This is a genomic window from Oculatella sp. LEGE 06141 (genome assembly GCF_015207605.1).
Lineage (GTDB): Bacteria > Cyanobacteriota > Cyanobacteriia > Elainellales > Elainellaceae > Oculatella.
Map to the genome: position 1 here is coordinate 1 of NZ_JADEWO010000073.1, position 20,798 is coordinate 20,798.

General features: G+C 48.4%; 22 protein-coding genes and 1 pseudogene. 7 read left to right on the forward strand and 16 right to left on the reverse strand.

The window, feature by feature from the left end; translation table 11 throughout:
- The first annotated feature begins 483 nt into the window (after positions 1-483).
- Positions 484-1,011 carry a GNAT family N-acetyltransferase gene (locus IQ268_RS28380; protein ID WP_193886227.1) on the forward strand — a complete coding sequence of 176 codons (528 nt, stop codon included), beginning with the start codon at positions 484-486 and terminating at the stop codon, positions 1,009-1,011.
- A 38-nt stretch (positions 1,012-1,049) separates the two neighbouring features.
- Positions 1,050-1,445, forward strand: a complete 396-nt coding sequence (locus tag IQ268_RS28385) for a VOC family protein (protein ID WP_193886178.1) — start codon at positions 1,050-1,052, stop codon at positions 1,443-1,445.
- 280 nt (positions 1,446-1,725) lie between these two features.
- On the opposite strand, the gene IQ268_RS33590 is transcribed toward IQ268_RS28385, so the two are convergent.
- The 5 genes from IQ268_RS33590 to IQ268_RS28410 form a co-directional block, all read right to left on the reverse strand.
- Positions 1,726-1,869 (reverse strand): hypothetical protein, encoded by a 144-nt coding sequence (locus IQ268_RS33590; RefSeq protein ID WP_370584711.1) that lies wholly within the window; start codon positions 1,867-1,869, stop codon positions 1,726-1,728.
- An 8-nt stretch (positions 1,870-1,877) separates the two neighbouring features.
- Positions 1,878-2,381 carry a RidA family protein gene (locus IQ268_RS28395; protein ID WP_370584712.1) on the reverse strand — a complete coding sequence of 168 codons (504 nt, stop codon included), beginning with the start codon at positions 2,379-2,381 and terminating at the stop codon, positions 1,878-1,880.
- 92 nt (positions 2,382-2,473) lie between these two features.
- Complete coding sequence (locus tag IQ268_RS28400; protein WP_193886182.1) at positions 2,474-4,048, reverse strand: flavin monoamine oxidase family protein; 1,575 nt, start codon at positions 4,046-4,048, stop codon at positions 2,474-2,476.
- A 20-nt stretch (positions 4,049-4,068) separates the two neighbouring features.
- Entirely contained in the window at positions 4,069-4,269 is a 201-nt protein-coding gene (locus IQ268_RS28405) for a hypothetical protein (RefSeq protein WP_193886184.1), read from the reverse strand.
- A gap of 253 nt (positions 4,270-4,522) precedes the next feature.
- Entirely contained in the window at positions 4,523-4,708 is a 186-nt protein-coding gene (locus IQ268_RS28410) for a glycosyltransferase (protein ID WP_193886186.1), read from the reverse strand.
- A 93-nt stretch (positions 4,709-4,801) separates the two neighbouring features.
- On the opposite strand from IQ268_RS28410, the pseudogene IQ268_RS33595 reads away from it, so the two are divergent.
- A pseudogene (locus IQ268_RS33595) lies at positions 4,802-4,959 on the forward strand (HNH endonuclease); the annotation flags it as partial.
- Between the two features lie 94 nt (positions 4,960-5,053).
- On the opposite strand, the gene IQ268_RS28415 reads toward IQ268_RS33595, so the two are convergent.
- The 10 genes from IQ268_RS28415 to IQ268_RS28460 all read right to left on the reverse strand — a co-directional run bounded on the left by IQ268_RS28415 (position 5,054) and on the right by IQ268_RS28460 (position 14,830).
- Positions 5,054-5,425 (reverse strand): hypothetical protein, encoded by a 372-nt coding sequence (locus IQ268_RS28415; protein WP_193886188.1) that lies wholly within the window; start codon positions 5,423-5,425, stop codon positions 5,054-5,056.
- A gap of 357 nt (positions 5,426-5,782) precedes the next feature.
- Positions 5,783-6,652 (reverse strand): DUF1206 domain-containing protein, encoded by an 870-nt coding sequence (locus IQ268_RS28420; protein ID WP_193886190.1) that lies wholly within the window; start codon positions 6,650-6,652, stop codon positions 5,783-5,785.
- Between the two features lie 35 nt (positions 6,653-6,687).
- Positions 6,688-7,638, reverse strand: coding sequence for a metallophosphoesterase (locus tag IQ268_RS28425; RefSeq protein WP_339383690.1), 951 nt, complete (start codon positions 7,636-7,638; stop codon positions 6,688-6,690).
- Positions 7,639-8,529, reverse strand: a complete 891-nt coding sequence (locus tag IQ268_RS28430) for an HAD family hydrolase (protein WP_193886192.1) — start codon at positions 8,527-8,529, stop codon at positions 7,639-7,641.
- A 102-nt stretch (positions 8,530-8,631) separates the two neighbouring features.
- Positions 8,632-10,050 carry an Nramp family divalent metal transporter gene (locus IQ268_RS28435; RefSeq protein WP_193886194.1) on the reverse strand — a complete coding sequence of 473 codons (1,419 nt, stop codon included), beginning with the start codon at positions 10,048-10,050 and terminating at the stop codon, positions 8,632-8,634.
- Positions 10,051-10,143: 93 nt separating this feature from the next.
- A complete protein-coding gene (locus IQ268_RS28440; RefSeq protein ID WP_193886233.1) occupies positions 10,144-10,743 on the reverse strand; it encodes a hypothetical protein in 600 nt (199 codons plus the stop codon).
- Complete coding sequence (locus IQ268_RS28445) at positions 10,743-12,068, reverse strand: DUF2254 domain-containing protein (RefSeq protein ID WP_193886196.1); 1,326 nt, start codon at positions 12,066-12,068, stop codon at positions 10,743-10,745. Before IQ268_RS28445 ends, IQ268_RS28440 begins: the two co-directional genes overlap by 1 nt.
- On the reverse strand, positions 12,065-13,069 hold the full coding sequence (locus IQ268_RS28450; RefSeq protein ID WP_193886198.1) for a mechanosensitive ion channel family protein: 1,005 nt from the start codon (positions 13,067-13,069) through the stop codon (positions 12,065-12,067). Before IQ268_RS28450 ends, IQ268_RS28445 begins: the two co-directional genes overlap by 4 nt.
- A gap of 349 nt (positions 13,070-13,418) precedes the next feature.
- Positions 13,419-14,000 carry an SH3 domain-containing protein gene (locus IQ268_RS28455; protein WP_193886200.1) on the reverse strand — a complete coding sequence of 194 codons (582 nt, stop codon included), beginning with the start codon at positions 13,998-14,000 and terminating at the stop codon, positions 13,419-13,421.
- Positions 14,001-14,047: 47 nt separating this feature from the next.
- The gene (locus IQ268_RS28460; RefSeq protein WP_193886202.1) at positions 14,048-14,830 is read right to left on the reverse strand and encodes a hypothetical protein; all 783 of its coding nucleotides are present in this window, start codon (positions 14,828-14,830) and stop codon (positions 14,048-14,050) included.
- Between the two features lie 481 nt (positions 14,831-15,311).
- Between IQ268_RS28460 and rppA the strand changes: the two genes are divergently transcribed.
- On the forward strand, positions 15,312-16,007 hold the full coding sequence (gene rppA, locus IQ268_RS28465) for a two-component system response regulator RppA (protein WP_193886205.1): 696 nt from the start codon (positions 15,312-15,314) through the stop codon (positions 16,005-16,007).
- A 71-nt stretch (positions 16,008-16,078) separates the two neighbouring features.
- Here rppA and IQ268_RS28470 read toward each other — a convergent pair whose 3' ends face one another.
- Positions 16,079-16,645, reverse strand: coding sequence for an HPP family protein (locus IQ268_RS28470; protein ID WP_193886207.1), 567 nt, complete (start codon positions 16,643-16,645; stop codon positions 16,079-16,081).
- 273 nt (positions 16,646-16,918) lie between these two features.
- Here IQ268_RS28470 and rppB point away from each other — a divergent pair, with 273 nt between their 5' ends.
- The 3 genes from rppB to IQ268_RS28485 all read left to right on the forward strand — a co-directional run bounded on the left by rppB (position 16,919) and on the right by IQ268_RS28485 (position 20,794).
- Positions 16,919-18,256 (forward strand): two-component system sensor histidine kinase RppB, encoded by a 1,338-nt coding sequence (rppB, locus tag IQ268_RS28475; RefSeq protein ID WP_193886209.1) that lies wholly within the window; start codon positions 16,919-16,921, stop codon positions 18,254-18,256.
- A gap of 97 nt (positions 18,257-18,353) precedes the next feature.
- Positions 18,354-19,421: a two pore domain potassium channel family protein gene (locus IQ268_RS28480; protein ID WP_193886211.1), complete on the forward strand. Its 1,068-nt coding sequence runs from the start codon at positions 18,354-18,356 to the stop codon at positions 19,419-19,421.
- A gap of 89 nt (positions 19,422-19,510) precedes the next feature.
- Positions 19,511-20,794, forward strand: coding sequence for a DUF389 domain-containing protein (locus tag IQ268_RS28485; protein ID WP_193886213.1), 1,284 nt, complete (start codon positions 19,511-19,513; stop codon positions 20,792-20,794).
- The last annotated feature ends 4 nt before the right edge of the window (positions 20,795-20,798 follow it).

Genomic DNA, 20,798 nt, shown 5'->3' on the forward strand with positions numbered 1-20,798 from the left:
GTGGTGCGGGCTGAGCAACAATCTGGGCAGTTCATAGAGCGTTCGTTGGATGGAGGTTAGGGGCAGTAGCCAGTCTATCAAGTAGGGGTTTCTGCCCTCAAGTCGGGTACCCAGTCCTGACAGTTTCATCCTTATCCGCAAATGCAGCAATACGTCGTATCGCAAACGTTGAGCGAAATTCCAGACTCAGACATTGAACTGGTTTCATCTAACCCAGTTGCACTCGTCAGAGAATCGAAGCAGTAATCCGGTAAAGACATTTGGCTGTGCGGGGGCAGCAGTTTAGCCACCGTGTTATTTCCAGAAATCGATAAGATGATTTTGAAGGTGCATCCGATTTTGCTTGGCTCAGGCATTCCGCTCTTTTCAGGGATTGTTCCACAGTCTTCTCTAGAACTGACTGACAACAAACTCTACAGCAATGGTTTCAGGTTATTGGACTATCGGCTGAAGCATGAACTACCGTTCGATTCAAGGAGAGTGATGTTGAATTTGAAAGCCATTTCTTTTAGACCGTTGGTTTCCTCCGATCTGCCAATGCTCCATGAGTGGTTGCAGCGATCGCACGTCTCGCAATGGTGGGGCAATCCTACCACCTACGCCGATGTGAAGCATGAATATCTCCCTTCTATCACAGGCGAATCGACCACCCAAGGTTACATTGCGCTACTGGAAAATGAACCCATTGGATTCATTCAGTCTTACATTGTGATGGGATCGGGGGATGGCTGGTGGGAACAGGAAACTGATCCAGGTGCCAGAGGCATTGATCAATTCCTCGCCACCCCGGAACAATTGGGGCAAGGGTTAGGCACAGCGATGATTAGTGCCTTTGTCAATCAGTTATTTCAAGATACAACAGTGACGAAAGTACAGACTGATCCTTCACCCAAAAACGAACGCGCCATTCGATGCTATCGCCGAGTTGGCTTTGTTGAGGCTGGAGAGGTAATCACACCGGATGGGCTGGCACTGCTGATGGTGAAGCAACGAGAGTTGCAGGCAAGCTAAATTGAATCGTTTAACCAATGCCATTTTGAGGAAAACTTGTGCAAATTACGGCTTCAGCGATTTCACTCAACGTTGATGATGTCACAGCGTCGGCTGAGTTCGTCAAGCAACATTTTGGCTTTAGGGAAGAGATGTCTGCCGAGGGTTTTGTATCACTCTCTCGACCCGATGCAGGATTTAATTTAATCTTTCTACAAACTGGGCTGAAAAGCTTTAAGCCAGCCCATCTACGCGGCCATCGGGCGGATGGTCTACTGATTGTTTTTGTTGTGAACAACATTGATGCAGAGTATACCCGCTTGCAAGCTGAAGGAGTCACAATTACAACTCCGATCGAGACGGAACCTTGGGGTGAACGATTCTTCCAAGTGACCGATCCAAACGGGGTTGTGTTGCAACTGGTGCAATGGATCACTGAGCAGGTGCCATCATAAACGACGATCAGGTAAAGAGCCTTTTGAGGAGGTGCAGGTCAAGCGTCAAAAAAGGGGGTTGAAATTACGTAGGCTGCCCTTCTCCTGTCGAGTTCTAACACCGCTATCGCTAGAAGTCAGCTTAACAGTATCAGAAGTTCGGCGATTGCTATTTGCCCTATTGTGGGCGTAGACACCAGATGCACTGTACATCTTAGCTTGGTCAACCTGACGTCGGGTGCATCAAGCGATCGCCGGGTTCTATCACTACAAACGCCGTCTGGTTTCTCCAATCCTGGAGTTACAACTGTAGTACTAAGGTGGATAGTGAGCAGCGAATCGAGCCGTAGGCAAACTCACTGGTATCGTGACTGATGCCAATCTGGATGTACCCGATATTCTCTGTCAGGTCGTACAACCCGTGGGGGGAGAGACGGAACCAGATAGGGAGATCTACGACCGCACTGCTGCTACTTCAATTTCAACTAGCCAGCCCGGACTGACTAAGCCGGAAATCTGCATAGCCGATCGCGCCGGAAGATTTGGCTGTGCTTCTGTGCCAAAAAACTGCGTGTAGCCCTCCATAAAGCCCGAAAAATCCATCTTGCCATCTTTGCTCGGATCGCCCACCAAGAAGACCTGCATTTTCACCACATCGCTCATGCTGAGATCAAGACCTTGCAAGATCTCGTCAATTTTGGTGAGAACGTTGATAGTTTGCGTTTTGGTGTCGCCATACGCCTCGATCGAGTCTTCGGGGGCATCGGGATTGACCACAGAAGGCACTTGACCGCTGAGATAGACCACGGTTTGGTCAGCAGGAACTTCGACCGCAAGTGCGATCGGAAAGCTGGAGTTGGGAATTGGATGGCGGACGACGGTTTGCGCCTGTGAAGAGGTTGCCGTTGCCAAAATCAGCGTGACCATTAACCCCACTGCGACGAGCGGCAGCAGCAAAATTCTGCGAACTTGTGATGACATGATTCAATCCTGTTGCACAATGAACAAAACAAATGAAGAATCTGAAACCAGGGCAATTGCAGGCACTTCTACGCGCTCATTGCCCGCTGTTTTGCGGCGATGCCTTCGATCGCCTGATAAGCCGATAAAACTGCGCCTTCTTGCCATCCGGTCAGGTAACTCAGGTGTTCTCCAGCTAGAAAGATGGCGTCGTCGGGCTGATTGAGGCGCTGATAGGCGGCAGAACTTTCCTGGTCTTCCCAGTCAATCCAAGCCCCCTGGCTGTAAGGAATTTTGCTCCAGGCGACGCTGACCGCCTTAGTGGACGGCACTTCTTGTCCGAAGTTGGAATGAATCGTAGATGCTTCCGCGATCGCCTTCTGCAAGCGATCGGCTGGAGTCAAGACAGCAAATCGATCGCTTACCTCGTTGTCCCACGTGTACGCAGCGAGAATGATGCCTTTGCTATGGTGAATGCCTGCGGTCGGATACCAAACTTGAGTAATGTCTTTCTCCGTCCAGGAGATGCCGCCGTAAATGTGCAGATCGTCTTCCCAGAAGCGGCGACTCTCAAAGGCAATTTTGACGGCGTGATTGTAGGACTGAGCGCCTTCCCCGATCGCCGCTTTAAATTCCGGGGAAAAATCGGCCTCAATGCTTGCTAAAACAGAAAGCGGAATCGTGCAAATCGCGTAGTCGGCCTCCAGCGATTTTTCCGCTCCAGTGGCATCGGTGTAGCGAATTTGCACGCCGTTGCTGGTTTTGCCAATTCGCGTTACAACCGCACGGTACTGAATCAAACTGCCCACGCGCTGCTCAAACGCCTTGGCGATTTGATCCATGCCGCCGATCGGCTCTAGCATCGTGGCAGCCTGGTTGTAGCCTTCACCAAAGTGCTGCTTATACTGCCAAAACGCCGAGTTCAGCAGCTCGTTGAGCGGCAGTGGTTCTTGCAATTCGCCCGCTGTCAGTCCCGCACCGGGAGGTGTGCCAAATCCGGCGCGATCGCTGCCTACATAGCGGTAGTCGTCGCCAAGTTTACCAAAGCTTTTTACCATGTCGAGGAGGCGATCGCGATCGTCTGTCGAGACTTCTTGATCTAGGGCTTGCTGACTGATTGCCTTAGCAAGCAGTTCGGCAATGTAGCCGCGAGTATCGTTCACCACTTGCCGATTCAAGATGGGCTGACCCGCAAACGCATTATCGTCCTGAAAGTAAGCACCGCGATTTTCATTCACCATCACTTCCAACGGCACGCCAAACTCTTTGCAGTAGCCAAGCAAGTGTGTGTGATGATACGGAATTCGAGCGGGACCCGCATTCACATACAGCGAATCGGCTGCTTCAAATGCACAGGTCTGCTGACTGTCAAGTTCCTTGATCAAATCACCACCGCGCACCGTCCAGTTTCGCCCACCAGCGCGATCGCGAGCTTCCAAAATCGTGCAGTCATAGCCTACCTTCGTCAGTTCATAGGCGGCCGTCATACCTGCAATTCCTGCACCCAAGATGGCAACCTTGGCACCACTATCCGATTGTGCAAACGTAGGGCGTGAACTGGCTCTAGCAGGTGAGCGAATGAGTCCTAAGCTTTGCATCGTCGTCAGCACTGCCGCTGTGCCGCCCGCTCGTCCAATGAACTTCAAGAGTGTCCGTCGATCCATTTCAGATGCTCCACACAAGGTCAATTCTGACTTTGTCGATCGCTATGCTGCGACCGATCCGCTGAATCTAGACCGTTTGCGCGATTGCAGAATGTATAAGCAGCAACGCTTACCACGACAGGTGAGGATTTGCTGACATGCTCGATCGCTGATTCGCAGAAAGTCGGTAGCAAGACCGAAACGGCGATCGCTGGGGCGGCAACACCGGGGCCTCTCTGCATACTGCTATACTGCTACCCGTAACCTTTGTCAGACGCTTCTGCGGAAACGATCAGAGTATCAGCAACTCCGATTACCCTAAGACAAATTTGCGATCGTTGAGGAGGAGCATCAACAATACAGTCTTTGAAAGCATCAGCAATGGGTTCAAGGTGACGCTTCCATTTCCGACTCTTACCCTTGAGCGTCACCAGTCACTTCGAATCAACGTGATCTTGAAACCTTAACACGCAACCTTTAAACTACCGCTACAGCCTAAAACATAAGCAGCATAACGGTTGTGTGCACAAACCGAGCGCCGATCGCTGCAATCCGTTCCTGGAAGAGTGCTCCGGTATACCACCACACCTCATGTCCTCGGCTTATGAGGGTTTGAGCAATGGGAAGCATCGGAGAGACATGCCCAACGACAGGAATGGTCGCAATCAGAAAACGAGCCATAGGATTTTAAAGGAATGGCAGCATCCCCTAGCTTAAATGACCTGAGCATGAGATGAGTATCAAATGCAGTATGATTTTTCGACTCATAGCTGAAGGGCGATCGTGCTTTTGGTCACAGGACAAGCAGAAGCTCTCCAGTCGAGTAGCACTCGGCAGTGGGAAGTACGCTCTGCCACTGTCTTACTACAAGATCTGAGCACATCCGTTTGACAAGTGGCAATCCAGAGCGACACTGCAAAGTTCCTGTGGTCAGAGTTTGTCGAAGTTGGGCTGAGCGGAAGCTGGAGTGCCGAGGATAAGGACGCTCACGAAGGGCTGTTTTTGACCATGATGAGCGATTCTCTTTCAGAGACACTTCGTGAACGGATTGAAAGGGAGAGCATCTCCCACAGGAACAAGAATTTGAGCATTAATATGATGCTGTTGAGAATTGGAGTGCCACTCTGCACGATAAATATTAAGTTCTTTGGTCGTATCTTCCGATGCTGCTTTATCTTCTTGTCCGCCTATAACAATCTCACCTATAAGGAGTTGAATTGTATTCGGGCTTAGATCGATATCAGAAGAGGCTCCTCTCTCTGAATCATAATTGTACATATATTGTGAAGTATCGAATTCATAACCTGTTGCATCAATAACAAATTCATCACTGGCAGGAATGCGATACACACGATAAGGTTTAGCATCTTCTCTCCATAGATAATGTTCGTGATCCACTTGAACGACAGACGTAAGTATCTCTTGCTGTCTACAAGCGCTTGCTGTAGATAGAACAAGGAAAGATGACACAACCATTAAGAATAGTGAAAAGTATCTTTGTCTCATTTACTGTTAATTCAAATTGCCCTACTAAGCTTTGTGTTTAGTGTTCCTTATTTAGTACAGTGTCTAACAATCTATTGAATGAACTCCATCTGGTTATCTCCCTATCTCAGATAGACTAAGGGATTCTTTGCCGTGAGTTTTTCTAGACGCGTTAAATTAACAGAAAAGTTCTGTATGTCTGCACGAGTTATTCATAGGACGATCGCCTACCATATCTGTTGCTTTCAAGCTTACTGAGCGTTTATATATTTAGTGCTTTGGCTGTTGCTGAGGTTGAGTAATTCGTCGATATCGGGCTTCAGTTAACGAGTAGATACTGTAAGCAATTAATCCAAGCGCAACAATTCCTAATAACCAGGGGCCAAACGGTTGTCTTGCCAGTGCTGCCAGCGCGCCACCCAATCCTACTGCTTCACTGGCATTAGAATGAAGAGCCGCTAAAACCAGGAATAGCCCGATAATGCCAAAGACAACGCCCCGTGCTGTAATCCCGATTTGCCCTACCCATTTCGTCCAATGACGTTCTGTCTCGCTCATCTGGTAATGCTTAAAATGGCGTTGAAATTTAGCTTTATAAGCTTCGTAGAGGTACGAAATTCCCACCCCAATGACCACCAACCCCGCCAAGCCAACTGCCCATCGCCCAAAGGGTTGAGCCATAAATCGAGCGGTCCAATCCTGGGTTGCATTGCTGTTGCTGCTTTTAGTACCTATGATTAGTTTCATAGCTGTCCATGCTAGTCCGGTGTAGGCGATCGCGCTAAAGGCGTAACCCATACGCTGTGCAATACGCTTTATGTTCGTTTCGTCGCTGGAATGTGCGGGATCAAAAAGAGCCTGGACAGTTCGCCAGAGGACGTAACCAATCAAGCCAATCGTAATCAAAACCAGCAGAAACCTTCCAAAAGGTTGGTTCACAATGGTTGCCAATGCACCGCTTGTGTCAGTTGTTCTGCCGCCTGTGGTAAAGGCTGCCTGCGCTGCCAATAGTCCAACAACAAAGTAGACGATACCTTTCGCGGCATAGCCCAATCGTGCCAATTTGTCCATCCAGGGATGAGATGCTGCCTGTCGTGCAGGTTTTTGTAGATCGGAGGGGAAAGGATTTCGGCGAGTCATAATGAGTGCTTCAGGAGTACGATAAAACTTATTCGTTACGTCATCGCTTGCAATGAGAATACGGTTAATTCAGGTGAGCAATGAAAGCGAATAGGTAAACGACTAAAACCGATGCCGCGATTAATGTAAAGATGATTACCCGCCTGACCATAGCCTGGAATCCAACCAGATATACGTACAATATCGCCTTTAATTTGCGAAAGCCATGACCAGCTTGGATCGTCTTCCTTAAGAGCTGCCCATGACCATTGCGGTAGAAAAGGAATGCGGATTTGCCCACCGTGAGTATGTCCGGCAATAGCGACCGGGGCTGTACCTGGTGGTAATTCAGCAAAGGACGCTGGATTATGCATCAGGACAACACGAGCAGCATTATCAGGAACTTGAGCGATCGCCACTAACGGCTTAGATTGACGAAGAAGATAGGCACCGATCCCAACCAAATAAAAACTCTCATTCTCAGCAGTTGAATCTGCATGAGGAAGTGCGATCGCTTCATTCTGCAACACTTGAATGCCAATCGATTCCAGGGCTTGCCGAATTTGGGTTGCTCGTTGTTGCCCTGCTGCCTGCGTTGGCGCATCATAGTCATGGTTGCCCAATACCGCATAGGTGGGAATTTGAGCGGCAGTGAGTGGACGCATCAGTTCAATGACACGTTCGAGTTCTGCCGTGATTTTTTCCCCTGGCTTATACACAAAATCACCCGCAATCAGCGCAACGGCAGGGATATCTGTGATGATTTGAGCGATCGCTTGTTCAACTGTGCTGGTATTTGACAGCCACATGCCAATTTGCAAGTCTGAAACAACAGCAATTTGTTTTCCTTGCCAGGACTGGGGTAGTGATGGAATTTCCGCAACGACAACATTTCGATCGAGATGATAAGGCTCGATCACACTCCAGGTCAGCAGTACGAGCAAGCATCCTGCCGCACCTAATAGAAGATATTTAATTCGTCGCCACAGGTGCTTGTTCAACTCCACTCACTCCCCAGCACTTAACTGTCGCAACGAGATTTGTTTACACAGACTTTCAACTGCCAAGCTAAGCGATCGCATCAATTCTGATTCTTCCTGATAATCCGCAGGAGCAAGGTTCATCACCCGCTGACTTTCTGTGACTTCAACCTGCTGACTCCACTCGGTGGCGGTATCGCCTTTGTAAACACCGATAGCAATGCCGCCTTCATCATTTAGTACTGAAAAACAAGGCACATCTGATGCGCCGTCCCCCACATATATCATCTGGGATAGTGGAACATGGAGCTGCTCTTCCGATACATCACGGTAAGCAAACGATCGCCCGTCTCCATCGACCTGATCTTGACCGCTGGCAATGTGCATTAAGTAGCGAGTTTTTTCGGTGTGGCTAATGCTGCGTTTGAGAAATTCAATGTCACCATTTTCAGCATAGTGAAATTCACATCCCCAAATCTTGGTGAAGTAAGAGGCGATGCAGGTATGACGAACTACTTCAGCAAAGCCACCCGTAATCATGTAAAACTCTAATTCAATCGTTGGATTGGTGCGATGCACAAGTTGATGCAATCGATCGAGCATTTCAGTCACTCCATCAAAGGGCTGTAACTCTTGCCCAAAATGGATGAGGTACTCTTTGGTGATTTTTTCTTGGCGCTGCTTCGATTCTTGAATTAAACAGTAAAATCTGGCTGCAACATGATCCCATCCCGCATCTTTAAGCGGTTCATACCGCTGTTGACGAAACTCGCTAACATTTAATCCTAACCGTTTGATCAATTCATCAAAGGTATCGGGTGCAAGCGTGTCGTCAAAATCAAACACGATCGCAACCCGGTTACATACGGGCTTGGTTGCCTGTGGCTTTTTGAAATCAGCATTTGCAGTTTTTGACATGGTCTTACCTGATTGCTCTACTATTTTGGTTTACAGATTGGTTTACAGAAATGATCTACAGAAATCAAAGAGATGGCTTTGAGCTGTTATTTCTTCTCTTGCTTAGCTACCCCCAGAACCGCCTAGAACTCCTACGAGTTGCAGCAAATAAATCACAGCAAATCCTGCGAAGAATAAGCCTGCAACCACCGTTCCCCAAAAGGTGAACCCAGAAGGACGTAATTTATCAGACAAGATCCGGTGGTTGAGATACAGCGTCAATCCTGTGACGACAGGAATATGTGCGGCTTCGATCGCTCCTGCGGTTTGCAATAAACCAACCGGCTCACCAAAGAATAGGTAAACGGCGATCGGCAAAATCGCCAGCAGCACAGCAATATAAAACTTCCGTAGAAACGTCTCATTGATCCAACGGCCTTGGCGCACTCCAAACCCTCGCAGCAGAATTTGGGTGCCATCGGCAAACATGCGGCCAAAACCATCCTGCACCGATAGGGTTGTACTACAGAAAGTGATAAAGACGATCGCAATCATGAACCAGAAGCCAAATGGCCCCCATAAATCGCCCAACAAGCTACCCAGCGTTTCTGCGACCTGATTTTCTTGAGGCACTAATCCCTGCGGTTGCAGCAACTCGCCTCCCAAAACCAGAAATGCCAGAGCCGCCAGTAATGCTCCCACCACCGCTAATGTATTGGAGATAGTCATGAGCTTCACCCAACCCTGCAATCGCTGCTGCTGGTCTGAGTTGAGCTGCTTCACCTCGATCGGTTGTTCTTGCTTCAGGGCAGTGGCACCATAGCCGCGTGCATCTACCCAGTAGGAATACCACATCATTCCGGCTGCACCAGCTAACATAAAGCCAAGCCAGGGCAACACTTCTTGATACTGCACATCCTGAGGAATTTGAGGTACTAAACCGGATGTTAAATTGCCAAGATTGGGAAAGACGAAGACGGCAGCGGTGACAACGGCAAGCGTGCGAGCAATGCCCACATAGGATGAGAAGGTTTCAACCACGTTGTATTGTCCAAGGAAAACGATCGCAGCAGTCACCAGGATAATAATGACAGTCCAGAGCTGTACCGTTCCACCAGTCACTAGAATCAGAGCCGTTGCTGCTGCACCAGCCATACCGGCAACGGTCGAGATCGCAACTGCAAATTGAGGTACTAGAATGAACCAGACGGCCCAATTTTTTGGCCCTGGCAATTGTTTAAAACCCTCTAAAATTGTGGCTCCAGTGCAGACGGTGAACCGCCCCACTTCTCGGTTAATGAACCACTTCAAAATCACCGCTGCTAGCAATGCCCAAAGCAAGGCATAACCATAGAGAGCGGCAATTCGGGGGGTAAACAACAGTTCACCGGAACCTGCGGCAGAGAGCATCCAAATAAAGCTAGGCCCCAACCACTTTAATTGACTCCATCCCTGTGGCGGTTTTGGCATTTGTTGATCGCCAAGAGATGACGGTTGGTTGTCGGTTTGAGTCGATGGATAGTGATTGTTTTGATGGTGCATGGATGTGGTTTCAATTGAAAAGTGACATCGTGCGATATTGAACTGAGCGATCGACGAACGGTTTAAAGGGAGATGAATTAAAGCGTTTGCGCTCTAAAATTGGGATTTTGTTCGGTGTTCTGGTTTCGATAAGGATGGAGCCGTCCATTCTTGCAGTGCCCAAAGACTGGTGATTGCAGCCAACCCGGCTCCTAGACTATCCATTAATAAATCAGTAATTGTATCGTCCACATTCCCAATCACCTCGGCTGCCAAGACCTGACCCGATGCCCATTCAGCAATTTCCCACACTGCTCCGATCGCGATGCCAAAACTGGCAATGGTCAGGAGATATAGCCACTTGTGTTGGCGGAACACTGTCAGCATCGAACGGTACACTAAAAAGCTGAGGGCTAGCGTGAACGCAAAAATCGTAAATGCATGTGTGATTTCGTCATAAAGCCCTGGTTGATAAAATAAGCCCCACACCCAACCTCCAGCGTTGAGCAAGGCCGCTAGAACAAAGAGAAAGTCGAACACGGTGGGCAATTTATCGTCTCGAATCACAAAGGCAAATGATGCGATTAGAAAAAAGGCCAACGCCAGGGCGTTTTGCCACTTTCCCTGACTTGTGGCGGCAATGACGGCGATCGTCAACAAAGCTTGTCCAATCCAGGCGGCAATCCGATAACCTTTCCAGTTTGTGTGTTGCATCATACCCCCAGCGTTGCTATCACTTGACGATATCGGTCTTCTACCATCTGCTGGTCATACTTCTGGGATAAGCCTTCCCGGCTTCCTTGAAAAATCATTTCGGCCTGTTGCTGCAAAGCGAATCGATCGTGTGAACGGTGAGTACGGCTGGCAATTTGAGCAATTGCAGTTAATAAATGCATAGTGACCACTACATCAGATTGTCCATAGTGGCGAATTTGATTGAACGCTGTATTCACGAGTTGCTCGAACGTCACAGGTACAGCAATGATCCGTAATGCTCGATCCTCGTCATAGCGATAAGCAGACGGAAATGGTCGTTCAGCAAGATGAGACAATCCGGCGCAGAGGCGATCGATACAACGGATCGCTGTGAACGGATCGTTAATTCCGGGAGAAAGCGCACGCAAAGCAATCTCTACTAACTGATTAATTGGAAACTCAACATCCTGCTGCTCCGTTCGTTCTCGACCCAACACGAACGCACGATTGATTCGATCAATTAGTTTTTGATTAATCCGTTCCTGTGGATAAACCATCACAAGGGGATTGCCTTGCAAAACAAACTCTCCCGGTCGTGATTCGAGGCGAAGTAACAGACTGCACTGACAGGCCACCTTCAATAGCAACTGCTCATCAACAATTTGTAGATAACCCGTTTGAGTCGATGCAATGGGAGAAACGTGACGATCAAAATCGTTGGGAATTTCTCCAGGGGTGTGGAGTTGTTCGTCTGATTTATCCTGCCCCAGTTCTTCCGGAAACATGCGGTCGATCGCATCGTCCAGTTCACCAGCAACGCCTGAGATGATTTGGGATGCTTGAATTATGGTCGATGCATGATTAATAAAGTAAATCAGCACCCCAATGCTGGCGATCGCCAGCAACATACCGACTGTGACTGAAAGTTGAGGCACGAAGAGAGTATAGTCTTCTCCACGAACGGTTCGCAGAATGAGCAAACAGTAAATGAAGGTACCAATGAAGGTGCCTAGAACAATCTGATTCCCGGTATCCTGCATGAAATTCCGCAGCAATCGTGGGCCAAAATTAGAGGCCGCCAGTTGAAGCGCCACAACCGTGATGGAAAACGCGGTAGCGGCAACGGTGATCATTGAACCCGCAACGGTTGAGAGTAACCCTCTTGCTCCATCTGGCCCTCCACTGTAAATCCAGGGCAAGTTGTCCATCGCGTCCTTGGTTCTCCAGTCGATGAACAACATTGAGAAGGCTAAAACAACTGCTCCAATGGCCATGAGAGTGGGTAGAAACCAGTAGTTCGTGTGCAGGGAGTCCCACAGCTTACTCAACTTGACGTTTTTCATACATCGTTCGCAGCCTCAGGGTTCTTATTACCATTTCGTTGTGCTCGCATATCGGCTAGTTTTCGCAAGGAACCACTAATGCTGCGAGGTTGCGGTGCCTTGCCTTTGCCAACAGGCCAGCCTTCACGCTGCTGAGTGCGATCGCCATCGGTTTCTTCGGTTTGGTCGTGAAACAGAATTTGTTGAGTCGGAAATGGCAAATCAATACCGTTTTCGGTCAGTTTGTTTTTGATCGCCAACAGTACCTGGTCTCGCGTATCGAGGGCATCGGCACGACGAGGTGGGTTGATCCACCAACGAGCGCGAATGTTCACGGTACTGTCAGCTAACTCCATCACCAGCGCATCAGGAGCAGGAGAGCGTAATACCCCATTTACACTGGCAATGGCCTCCAAAATCAATTGCTTGGCCTGGTTGATGTCATCCCCATAACCAATACCGATGTCATACTCCAATCGGCGGCTCTCGAAGGCGGTGTTGACGGTCAACGAGTTGGTAAATAGTTCCGCATTGGGAATCACAATCCGCCGACCATCGTAGGTTCGGATAGTCGTGGCGCGGGTTTCGATGTTCTCGACGGTTCCTTCAAACTCTTTGAAAACAATTTGGTCATCGATTTGAAACGGTTCTGTTAGGAGAATCAAAATTCCAGCCAGGAAGTTTTGTAAGATATCACGGAAGGCAAAACCGATCGCAACACCGCTGATTCCCAGAAGTTGCACCAAATCGCCTGCTCGAAAGGTAGGGATAACGATAGACAAGGCTACAAATAACCCGACTAAAATAGTCACTCCCTGCGCTAAACGCCCCAGCACCAGTCCTAGATTTCGGGCTTGACGATGCCGCCGGGTTAATCGTTTGACGAATCCTTTAATTCCTCTAGCTAAGAAGAAAAACAGGATAAAGACGATGATTGCTAATACAACATTTGGTAATAGTGCGATCGCACCGTTTATCATCTCTTGAATCTTTAGCCAGGCTGCTGATGCATCTGAATTCATAAATCCTCAGTACCCAATCGATTTTAGAACACGCTTCCCATCCAGAACCAGCGACTGCCGTATGCCTCTAAATTGATGCACTACGAATTATGCTCATAGCTCTGGACTGGCGATCGCTTTATTAGGTTTTGAAGTAAAGCATAATGCCTGAGCTAGAGGAATGATACGTCTATTAGATAGATGCTATAAGCATCGCTAGAACATAACTGGCTTCCACAGCAAAGTTGTAGGAGCCTTCAAGGCTCCAAACGTCAAGAATTCTAAGCTTCTCAGCAATGGTCTAATGAACAACAGTGACAGTGATTAGAGCAAGAACTCCCTAATCACTATCACTTCACCTCAAGCTTGGTTAAGAACACAAAGTCAGATAATCAGCGGCAACATAACCCGCCAGGGGAACCTGAATAGGAACCCAGCCGTTTGCTGCCGGAGCGCTGATTGTAACATTGCGACCGTTCGCAACAGCACCAACTACACCCGCATTGGGAGACGGCTCCTCACGCACAAACAGCCCACCTGTGGCTGTAACCTCACGGCAGTTTTCAGGAGCAAGAGCCTGGGGATCACAAGGCGACAAATAGGCTGAATACATATAACCTGGAATTGGTGCTGAAACGGCGACCCAGCCATCACTTTGGGGAGTTTCAACGGTCACATTACGTCCATAGGCAACCGTTCCTAGCGCTTCGCTGTAAACGGTTGGATCTTCCCGCACAATCAAGCCGCCTTCAACAGCAACTTGACGACACGTATCTGTTACTTGCGCTACATGAATGTCCTCTTGGGGGATAGACCCGCTCCCTGAAGAAGGTTGTCCCTTTTGATTGGGAGTTTGGTTAGCCGCAAATGCAGGAATACCCAAGGCGATCGCTGTTACCAACGGTACAGTTGTCGCTGCTAAAATGGGCTGCCAAACACTATCCTGCCTCATCTTGAAATCCCTCATGTCCTAACGTTATCAAGTTGCTTGCTGCTCACTTATTCAGCGGAAGGGTAAATATCGCGAACGATTAATACTGGCTGCTGTTGGTATTCCGCTTCAAGTTGACGCTGAAGGTCTAGATCCCAGGTCAGGTCGTAATCTCTTTCAATTTCAGCCGACACAAAAGAGCGAAGTTCACCAGTAATGGCAACTTCTTCACCATCTTCAACAGTTGTTCCTGTTGTGGTGTTCAAGACCAACAAATCATCGCTACCGAGCAATTCTTCATCTTCAAGCGTGAAAGCGTTTGGTCCAATGATTTCCTCAACTTCACCCGTTACAGCTAACGTTTGGCCATAGTATTGGCTCGGATCTTCGGTAATTTCTCCGGGCTCAGGCGCTACCGCAATGGATTGAGCAACAATGGCGGGCTGACTTTCATAATTTGCATACACGTCAGGCTGCAAATCCAAATCATACTCACGTTCAAGATCCGCAGTTACAAACCGCTCAACGGTACCAGTCACTTGAACCTCTGTATCATCGATCGGGATGATGAAGGGCTCTCCTGAAGCGTTGAGAACTAAAATCTCTTCACCGTTCAACCACTGCTCATCACTCAGTGTGAAACTAGATTCACCAACTTTATTGATGACCTCACTTCTGATCGTTACAGCTTGGCCAATCAATTCAGCGGTTTCATCTGTAACATCCTCTGCTGAAACATTACTCTCAGGGGCAGGGCCTCCTGCATTTTGATCAGGACCTGTACAGGCAGGAAGCAGCAACGCTACTAGTGCTAAACTAAAGGCTCCTTTGGCATACCATTGTCTTGTCATTTTGCGATTTCCTCCAACGTTTACAGAGTGCTGCTAGTTAAAAGTTCTTGAACAGTTGCAGCTTGTATTACAAGCTACTTCTCACTAGCTAGACAGTTTAGAACTAGAAAGCAACCTGGTTAAACAGAACAAAGCGGAAAACTTGTTAGTTAAACCTTCTGTGTTTGGTTTCTCAATTGGTTACTCTTTGAAATGATTCGACTCACTTGCTCAATAGCAGAGAGCAAATGGCGATCGTTCGAGCATTTATTAAAATCAATATAGGAGGTTTAATAGATTCCAGCGTCAGGCTTACGATGGAACACCTATCCCTGGCTAAAGAGCTAGAGAAATTTCATAGTAGTTTCATTTTTTTGTGGAACCCAAAGCCCAACAGTCTAATACACCTACACCTAGAGGAACATATGGATTTCACTCGAATTTCACTATCATATATACACATGTTAACTAAGATTTAAGTAATAAAGTTAAACCGTTGACTATGCGACTTTTATTAGTAGAAGATGAGCCAGATTTAGGAGCAGCAATTAAACAAGTCCTCAGCCATGAAACCTATGTAGTGGACTGGGTGCTGGATGGTCGCCAGGCTTGGGACTATCTTGATACGCAATGGGCTGAGTATACTCTGGCAATTATTGACTGGATGTTACCAGGATTGTCAGGACTAGAGTTGTGCAAACGACTGCGTGCTAACAACAGTCCATTGCCAGTTCTAATGTTAACGGCAAAAGACCGACTGGAAGAAAAAGTCATTGGTCTGGATGCTGGTGCAGATGATTACTTGGTTAAACCGTTTGGCATGGCAGAGCTGCTAGCACGACTGCGGGCGCTTCGGCGGCGATCGCCTCAACTTCAGCCACAACAGCTCCAGGTTGGAAATCTTACGCTCAGCTACGGCACCCATTCTGTCGTCCGTCAAGATACTAATGGAAACAGACATGTTATTCCACTAACGATCAAAGAATTTCAATTGTTAGAATACTTTATGAAGCATCCACATCAGGTTGTAAATCGTGATCAGATTATGAACCAACTATGGGAAGTCGGAATTGAACCTGTTAGTAATGTGGTTGCTGCCCATATTCGTCTGCTAAGGCGGAAATTAGGAGAAATGAACAACAGCGCGTTGATTGAAACAATTTATGGTGTGGGGTATCGTTTCAACCCGGATCAATAACCCTTATATTTCAGTTACATCGATATATTCTTACATCAACACATTCTCAAATCATGCGTTGAATGGTTTTACTAATCCGTTCTGCCTAGAGGCCATAGTTTTTGTCCAAGGCGAATTCGTCGCAGTACCTCTCCAAGTGTGGTACTGACCACAACACCCAAGAGCACCGTTGCCCCGTCAAGCGCGGTTGATTTAAAGCTTCCTAATGTTACTAGCAAGGTTGTTGCCGCCGCAGGTGGGTGAGACGCTTTGAGCAAGAAACCCGTAAACATATTTAACGCGACACCCAATACAGATGCCCACAAACGAACGGTTGTGAGTTGGCCGCTTGAGATGGCAGAGGGTTCAGCGTTTGCCCCTAATACGAAAACAGCAACATATCCTGCTATCAACCCATGTACATGCCCCATTAGCGCATTGTAGAATCTGGCCGAACTCTGTTCAGGCTTCTCAACTTGCAAGAAAGCGGTGGGTCCCAAACTGGGAAACAGCCAGGGTTGATGGGCAACTTGGGCAAATAAACCGACCACCAACATCAGTGAACCTGCCGCGATCGGTGTCCAGACAATATCAGGAATCCAACTGGGGTAACGTTTAGTGGAGGAAGGAGAACGGGTACTGTTCTGCTGGTTTGTCATCCTGAATTACTGGCGGGTATACCAACTGTAATAATCGGAGGATGTGGAGAACGTCCCCCCATTGGCAGAATCGATTTCCTGGCCTGAGGACTACAGAAATTTCATGCTAATTTCATTTTCTTATGGGAGTTATTTTCTCGCATATATCAGTTCCCCCCTTACGTTAGATGCACAGTAAGCGCTGACTTAATAGCTTGTTGAAAAGTACTTATTTTTCAGCAGCTTTTTCAGAAGCAAAGATGAACTAGGGGCAAGCTCAATAACGCACAACTCATGCAAAAGAATCGCCTCTTCTATCAATCTCGTTTACGTTTGGCCAGTTGGTACGCTGGGGTGATGGGCTGCATTTTGAGTTTGTGTGGAATTGGGCTGTATCAGGCACTCGCCAAAGCGTATCAAAAAAGTATTGATGGAGGATTAGAAGCGGTCGCCCAAATCGTTGATAACCGCATTGAGCCTGCCCTGCGGCAACCGGATCAATTGCGGCAGTTGCCTGATAACCTCCTGTTTAGATTGTGTCCTAACCAGGACGAGTGCCTGCCTGCTGACTCAAATACGCAACCCCCTCTAGTCGAGGCTGCAAATCCGGTCGATTACTATATCCGCTTGCTAGATCCCACCGGAAAGTTGATTACAGTGATGGGGGTTCACTTGGAGCCAGTTACATCCGGAGACAACGAATGGCAAACCATTACCGATCATCGAGGAGTCCGTTATCGACAGATTTCCAGGCCGTTGAATAGCCGCGATCAGCCCTGGGGGTATGTGCAGGTAGGGCGATCGCTCAACGACTTAGACCAAAATTTGGCCATGCTGCGCTGGACGCTATTGTTAGGCTGTCCTATTGCTGTTGTGTTAGTTGGGTTGTCTAGCTGGTGGCTGGCCGGTTTAGCTATGCAACCAGTTTACAAAACCTTCCAACAAATGCAACAGTTCACGGCTGACGCAGCCCATGAATTGCGTACCCCCTTGGCCGCGATGCAGGCCACCATTGAATCGACTCTGCGTCTCCAAGATACACTCAAACCTAATTCCCCTGACTCAACTGGAGCGCTAGCCATTCTTCAGCGGCAAACGACACGGCTCTCGCAGTTGGTCAAAGATCTGCTGTTGTTAGCACGACTTGACAATCGTGAATTAACGAAGCAGCAACGGTCGTGTTGTCTCAATGATGTAGTGAACGATTTATTAGAAGAACTTTCGGTGCTAGCAATGGAGGCAGGCGTAATCCTCTCAATAGATATCAAAGTACCGCACTCTGTTGATGTGTGGGGCGACGAAGAACAGCTTTATCGCTTAGTTTTTAATTTAATCAACAACGCTATTCAAGCTACACCCGAAGGTGGGCAGGTTAAAGTGTTGCTGAACCAGACTGACCACACCGCTATTATTCAAGTTCAAGATACGGGTGTAGGTATTGCCCCCGAAGAACAACACCGCATTTTCGATCGCTTCTATCGAGTAGAGCAGGATCGATCGCGCCGTACAGGAGGTTCAGGGTTAGGGTTGTCGATTTCTCAAGCGATCGCCCAAATGCACAACGGCATTATCTTTGTAACCAGTGAACTGGGTAAAGGCAGTACATTCACACTATACTTACCGCTCCAGTAACTATAGCTCAAGCTTAGAAGTAGCCAACATTGAGTCAACTCCCCATCGTCGGATATCTCTTGCTGTAATGTCTAGTTTTTTATCAATCCATTTCTCCATGTCTTCTATAACCGTTGTTTTAGGAATTCTACTTCTTGTCTTAGTGATGACTGATGTCTTAGTGACCACATTAACCGTTGGGGGGGGCGGGCCTTTAACTAGCCGTTTATCGAGGTGGATATGGCGGATTGCTCTTCGCATCCATCAGTGGCGGTCTAATCACCGGTTCTTGTCAGTTGCAGGTTGGATCATTTTAGTATCTACCGTCTTGCTTTGGTTTGCCTTTATTTTTGTAGGATGGACGTTAATTTTTAGTACCACAGGCCTAGAGGTGGTGAACGCTTCTACCAAGCAGCCTGCCACTACTTGGGAGACGATTTACTTTGTTGGCTATACATTGACGACATTGGGTATTGGAGATTATCAACCTCAGGGTACGGTGTGGCAGTTAGCAACCTCAGTTGCATCAGCTAATGGATTTGTCATGGTATCGTTGGCGATCGCCTATCTTCTGCCGGTCGTTTCAGCCGCAACGCAAAAGCGACAACTGGCTGTTTACATTTCCTCTCTGGGTGGAACACCGGACGAAATTATCACCAGAGCTTGGAATGGCAAAAACTTTGGGCAGTTTGATCAGCATCTCATCTCACTATCTCCTCAAGTTGCCCTACAAGGAGAACAGCACCTCACCTATCCCATTCTCCATTACTTTCATAGCCGTGAACGGTCTCGAACACTCATCCTCAGTTTAATTGCATTGGATGAAGCGTTGACCTTGCTGCAATACGGAGTAAAACCATCCTCTCGGCCTGATCTGGCTGCACTTGGCTCAATTCGTCGAACCAATACTGCATTTCTAAAAACGTTATCCTCCGCTTACATCGAACCCGCTTCCGAGAACCCACCACCGCCACCGCTCAATTTACTGCGTTCCAAAGAAATTCCTGTGGTTAGCGATGAAGAGTTTTGGGATGCAATTAAACCGCTAACCCATCGCCGACGGTTGTTGTTGGCACTGGCGCATGAGGACGGATGGACGTGGGATAGCGTCGCTTCTACATTAACGACCAATCGCGCCACTAGTTTGGACGATCAAACTCTCGTTAATCATGTGATCCTGCATTAGAAATCATTACGAATTTAGGAGGTGATCGACATCACCCCGTTCAACGAATTGGCGAATTGAAGGCGATCGCAAACCAGGAGAGAATCAGCATGCGTCAGCTATTGATACAAGTTCCGCAGGGACATGGAAAAGAGGTTTTAGATATTGCTCAATCCTTGGGTGGCTCAAACCTAGCCTTTCTTGAAGCAAAAGGAATTGATAACCCAGTGGATGTAGTTATTGTTCATCTCTCTAACCGTAGGGTTGAAGACTTGATGCAAGCCCTGGAAGGATTCCCCAACGTACAGATTGCCCTAAACCCGCGCGGCATCATGGCGCTACAACCGCCAGCCAGTGAAGCGGCCAATCAGGTGACGGACGTGAAGGCGCGCAGCCCAATTGAAGTATTTCTCTCTGGGCTTCAAAGCGTTGGTTCGTGGAAAGGCTTCTTAGGCTACGCGGCAGCGGCAGGAATCGTGGTCTGGATTGGGTTATTCACCAATACCAGCTATCTGCTGGTTGCGGCGATGCTGATTGCTCCCTTTGCAGGACCAGCCATGAATGTTGCCCTGGCTACAGCACGGGGCGATCGCCATTTGCTAGGCCGTAGTGTCGTTCGCTATTTTGCTGCATTGGTGGTGGCGATTGCTGTAGCCGCCTTACTGAGCTTCATCCTGCGCCAGGAAACGGTAACCGAGCAAATGGCATCGACTAGTACCATTTCTGCTGTAGCCGTTTTGCTGCCTCTAGTGGCAGGGGCGGCAGGCGCATTGAATCTGGTGCAATCGGAACGCAGTAGCCTTGTCTCTGGTGCTGCAACTGGAATGCTGATTGCCGCGTCGCTGGCACCTCCTGCCGGACTCGTTGGCATGGCGGGGGTGATGGGACGCTGGGATATGACAATCAATGGCATCTTTGTGCTGTTGCTGCAACTGGTGGGGATCAATCTATCGGCGGCGATCGTGTTTCGGCTCTACGGCATATCGGCACAGGGCGCACGCTACAAGCGAGGGAAAGCGTGGGCTTTTCCAGCTATCCTTGCTGCCACAGTGGCGGCACTCGCTGGACTATTAACCTGGCAGTTTTCCAACTCTCCTGATTTACAGCGGTCTAGCCGCTCCCAGTGGGCTACGGCTGAAATTCAAACGGCGGTCGAACGCAGCGGCTTAGCCACGCTAGTTGAGGCAAATGTTCGCTTTACTCGACCGGATATCACCGGGCAAAATACATTATTGGGTACCGTGTACGTACAGCGGCAGTCAAGCGTGGATGAAACGGCAGAGGCGATTCAAACGCAGTTAACTGAAGACATTCAAATGCGCTTACTCGATCAGAACTTCAATGTGACTCCCTTGATTGAGGTCACGGTTTTAGAAGAGCCAACGTTGCGCTAATGCG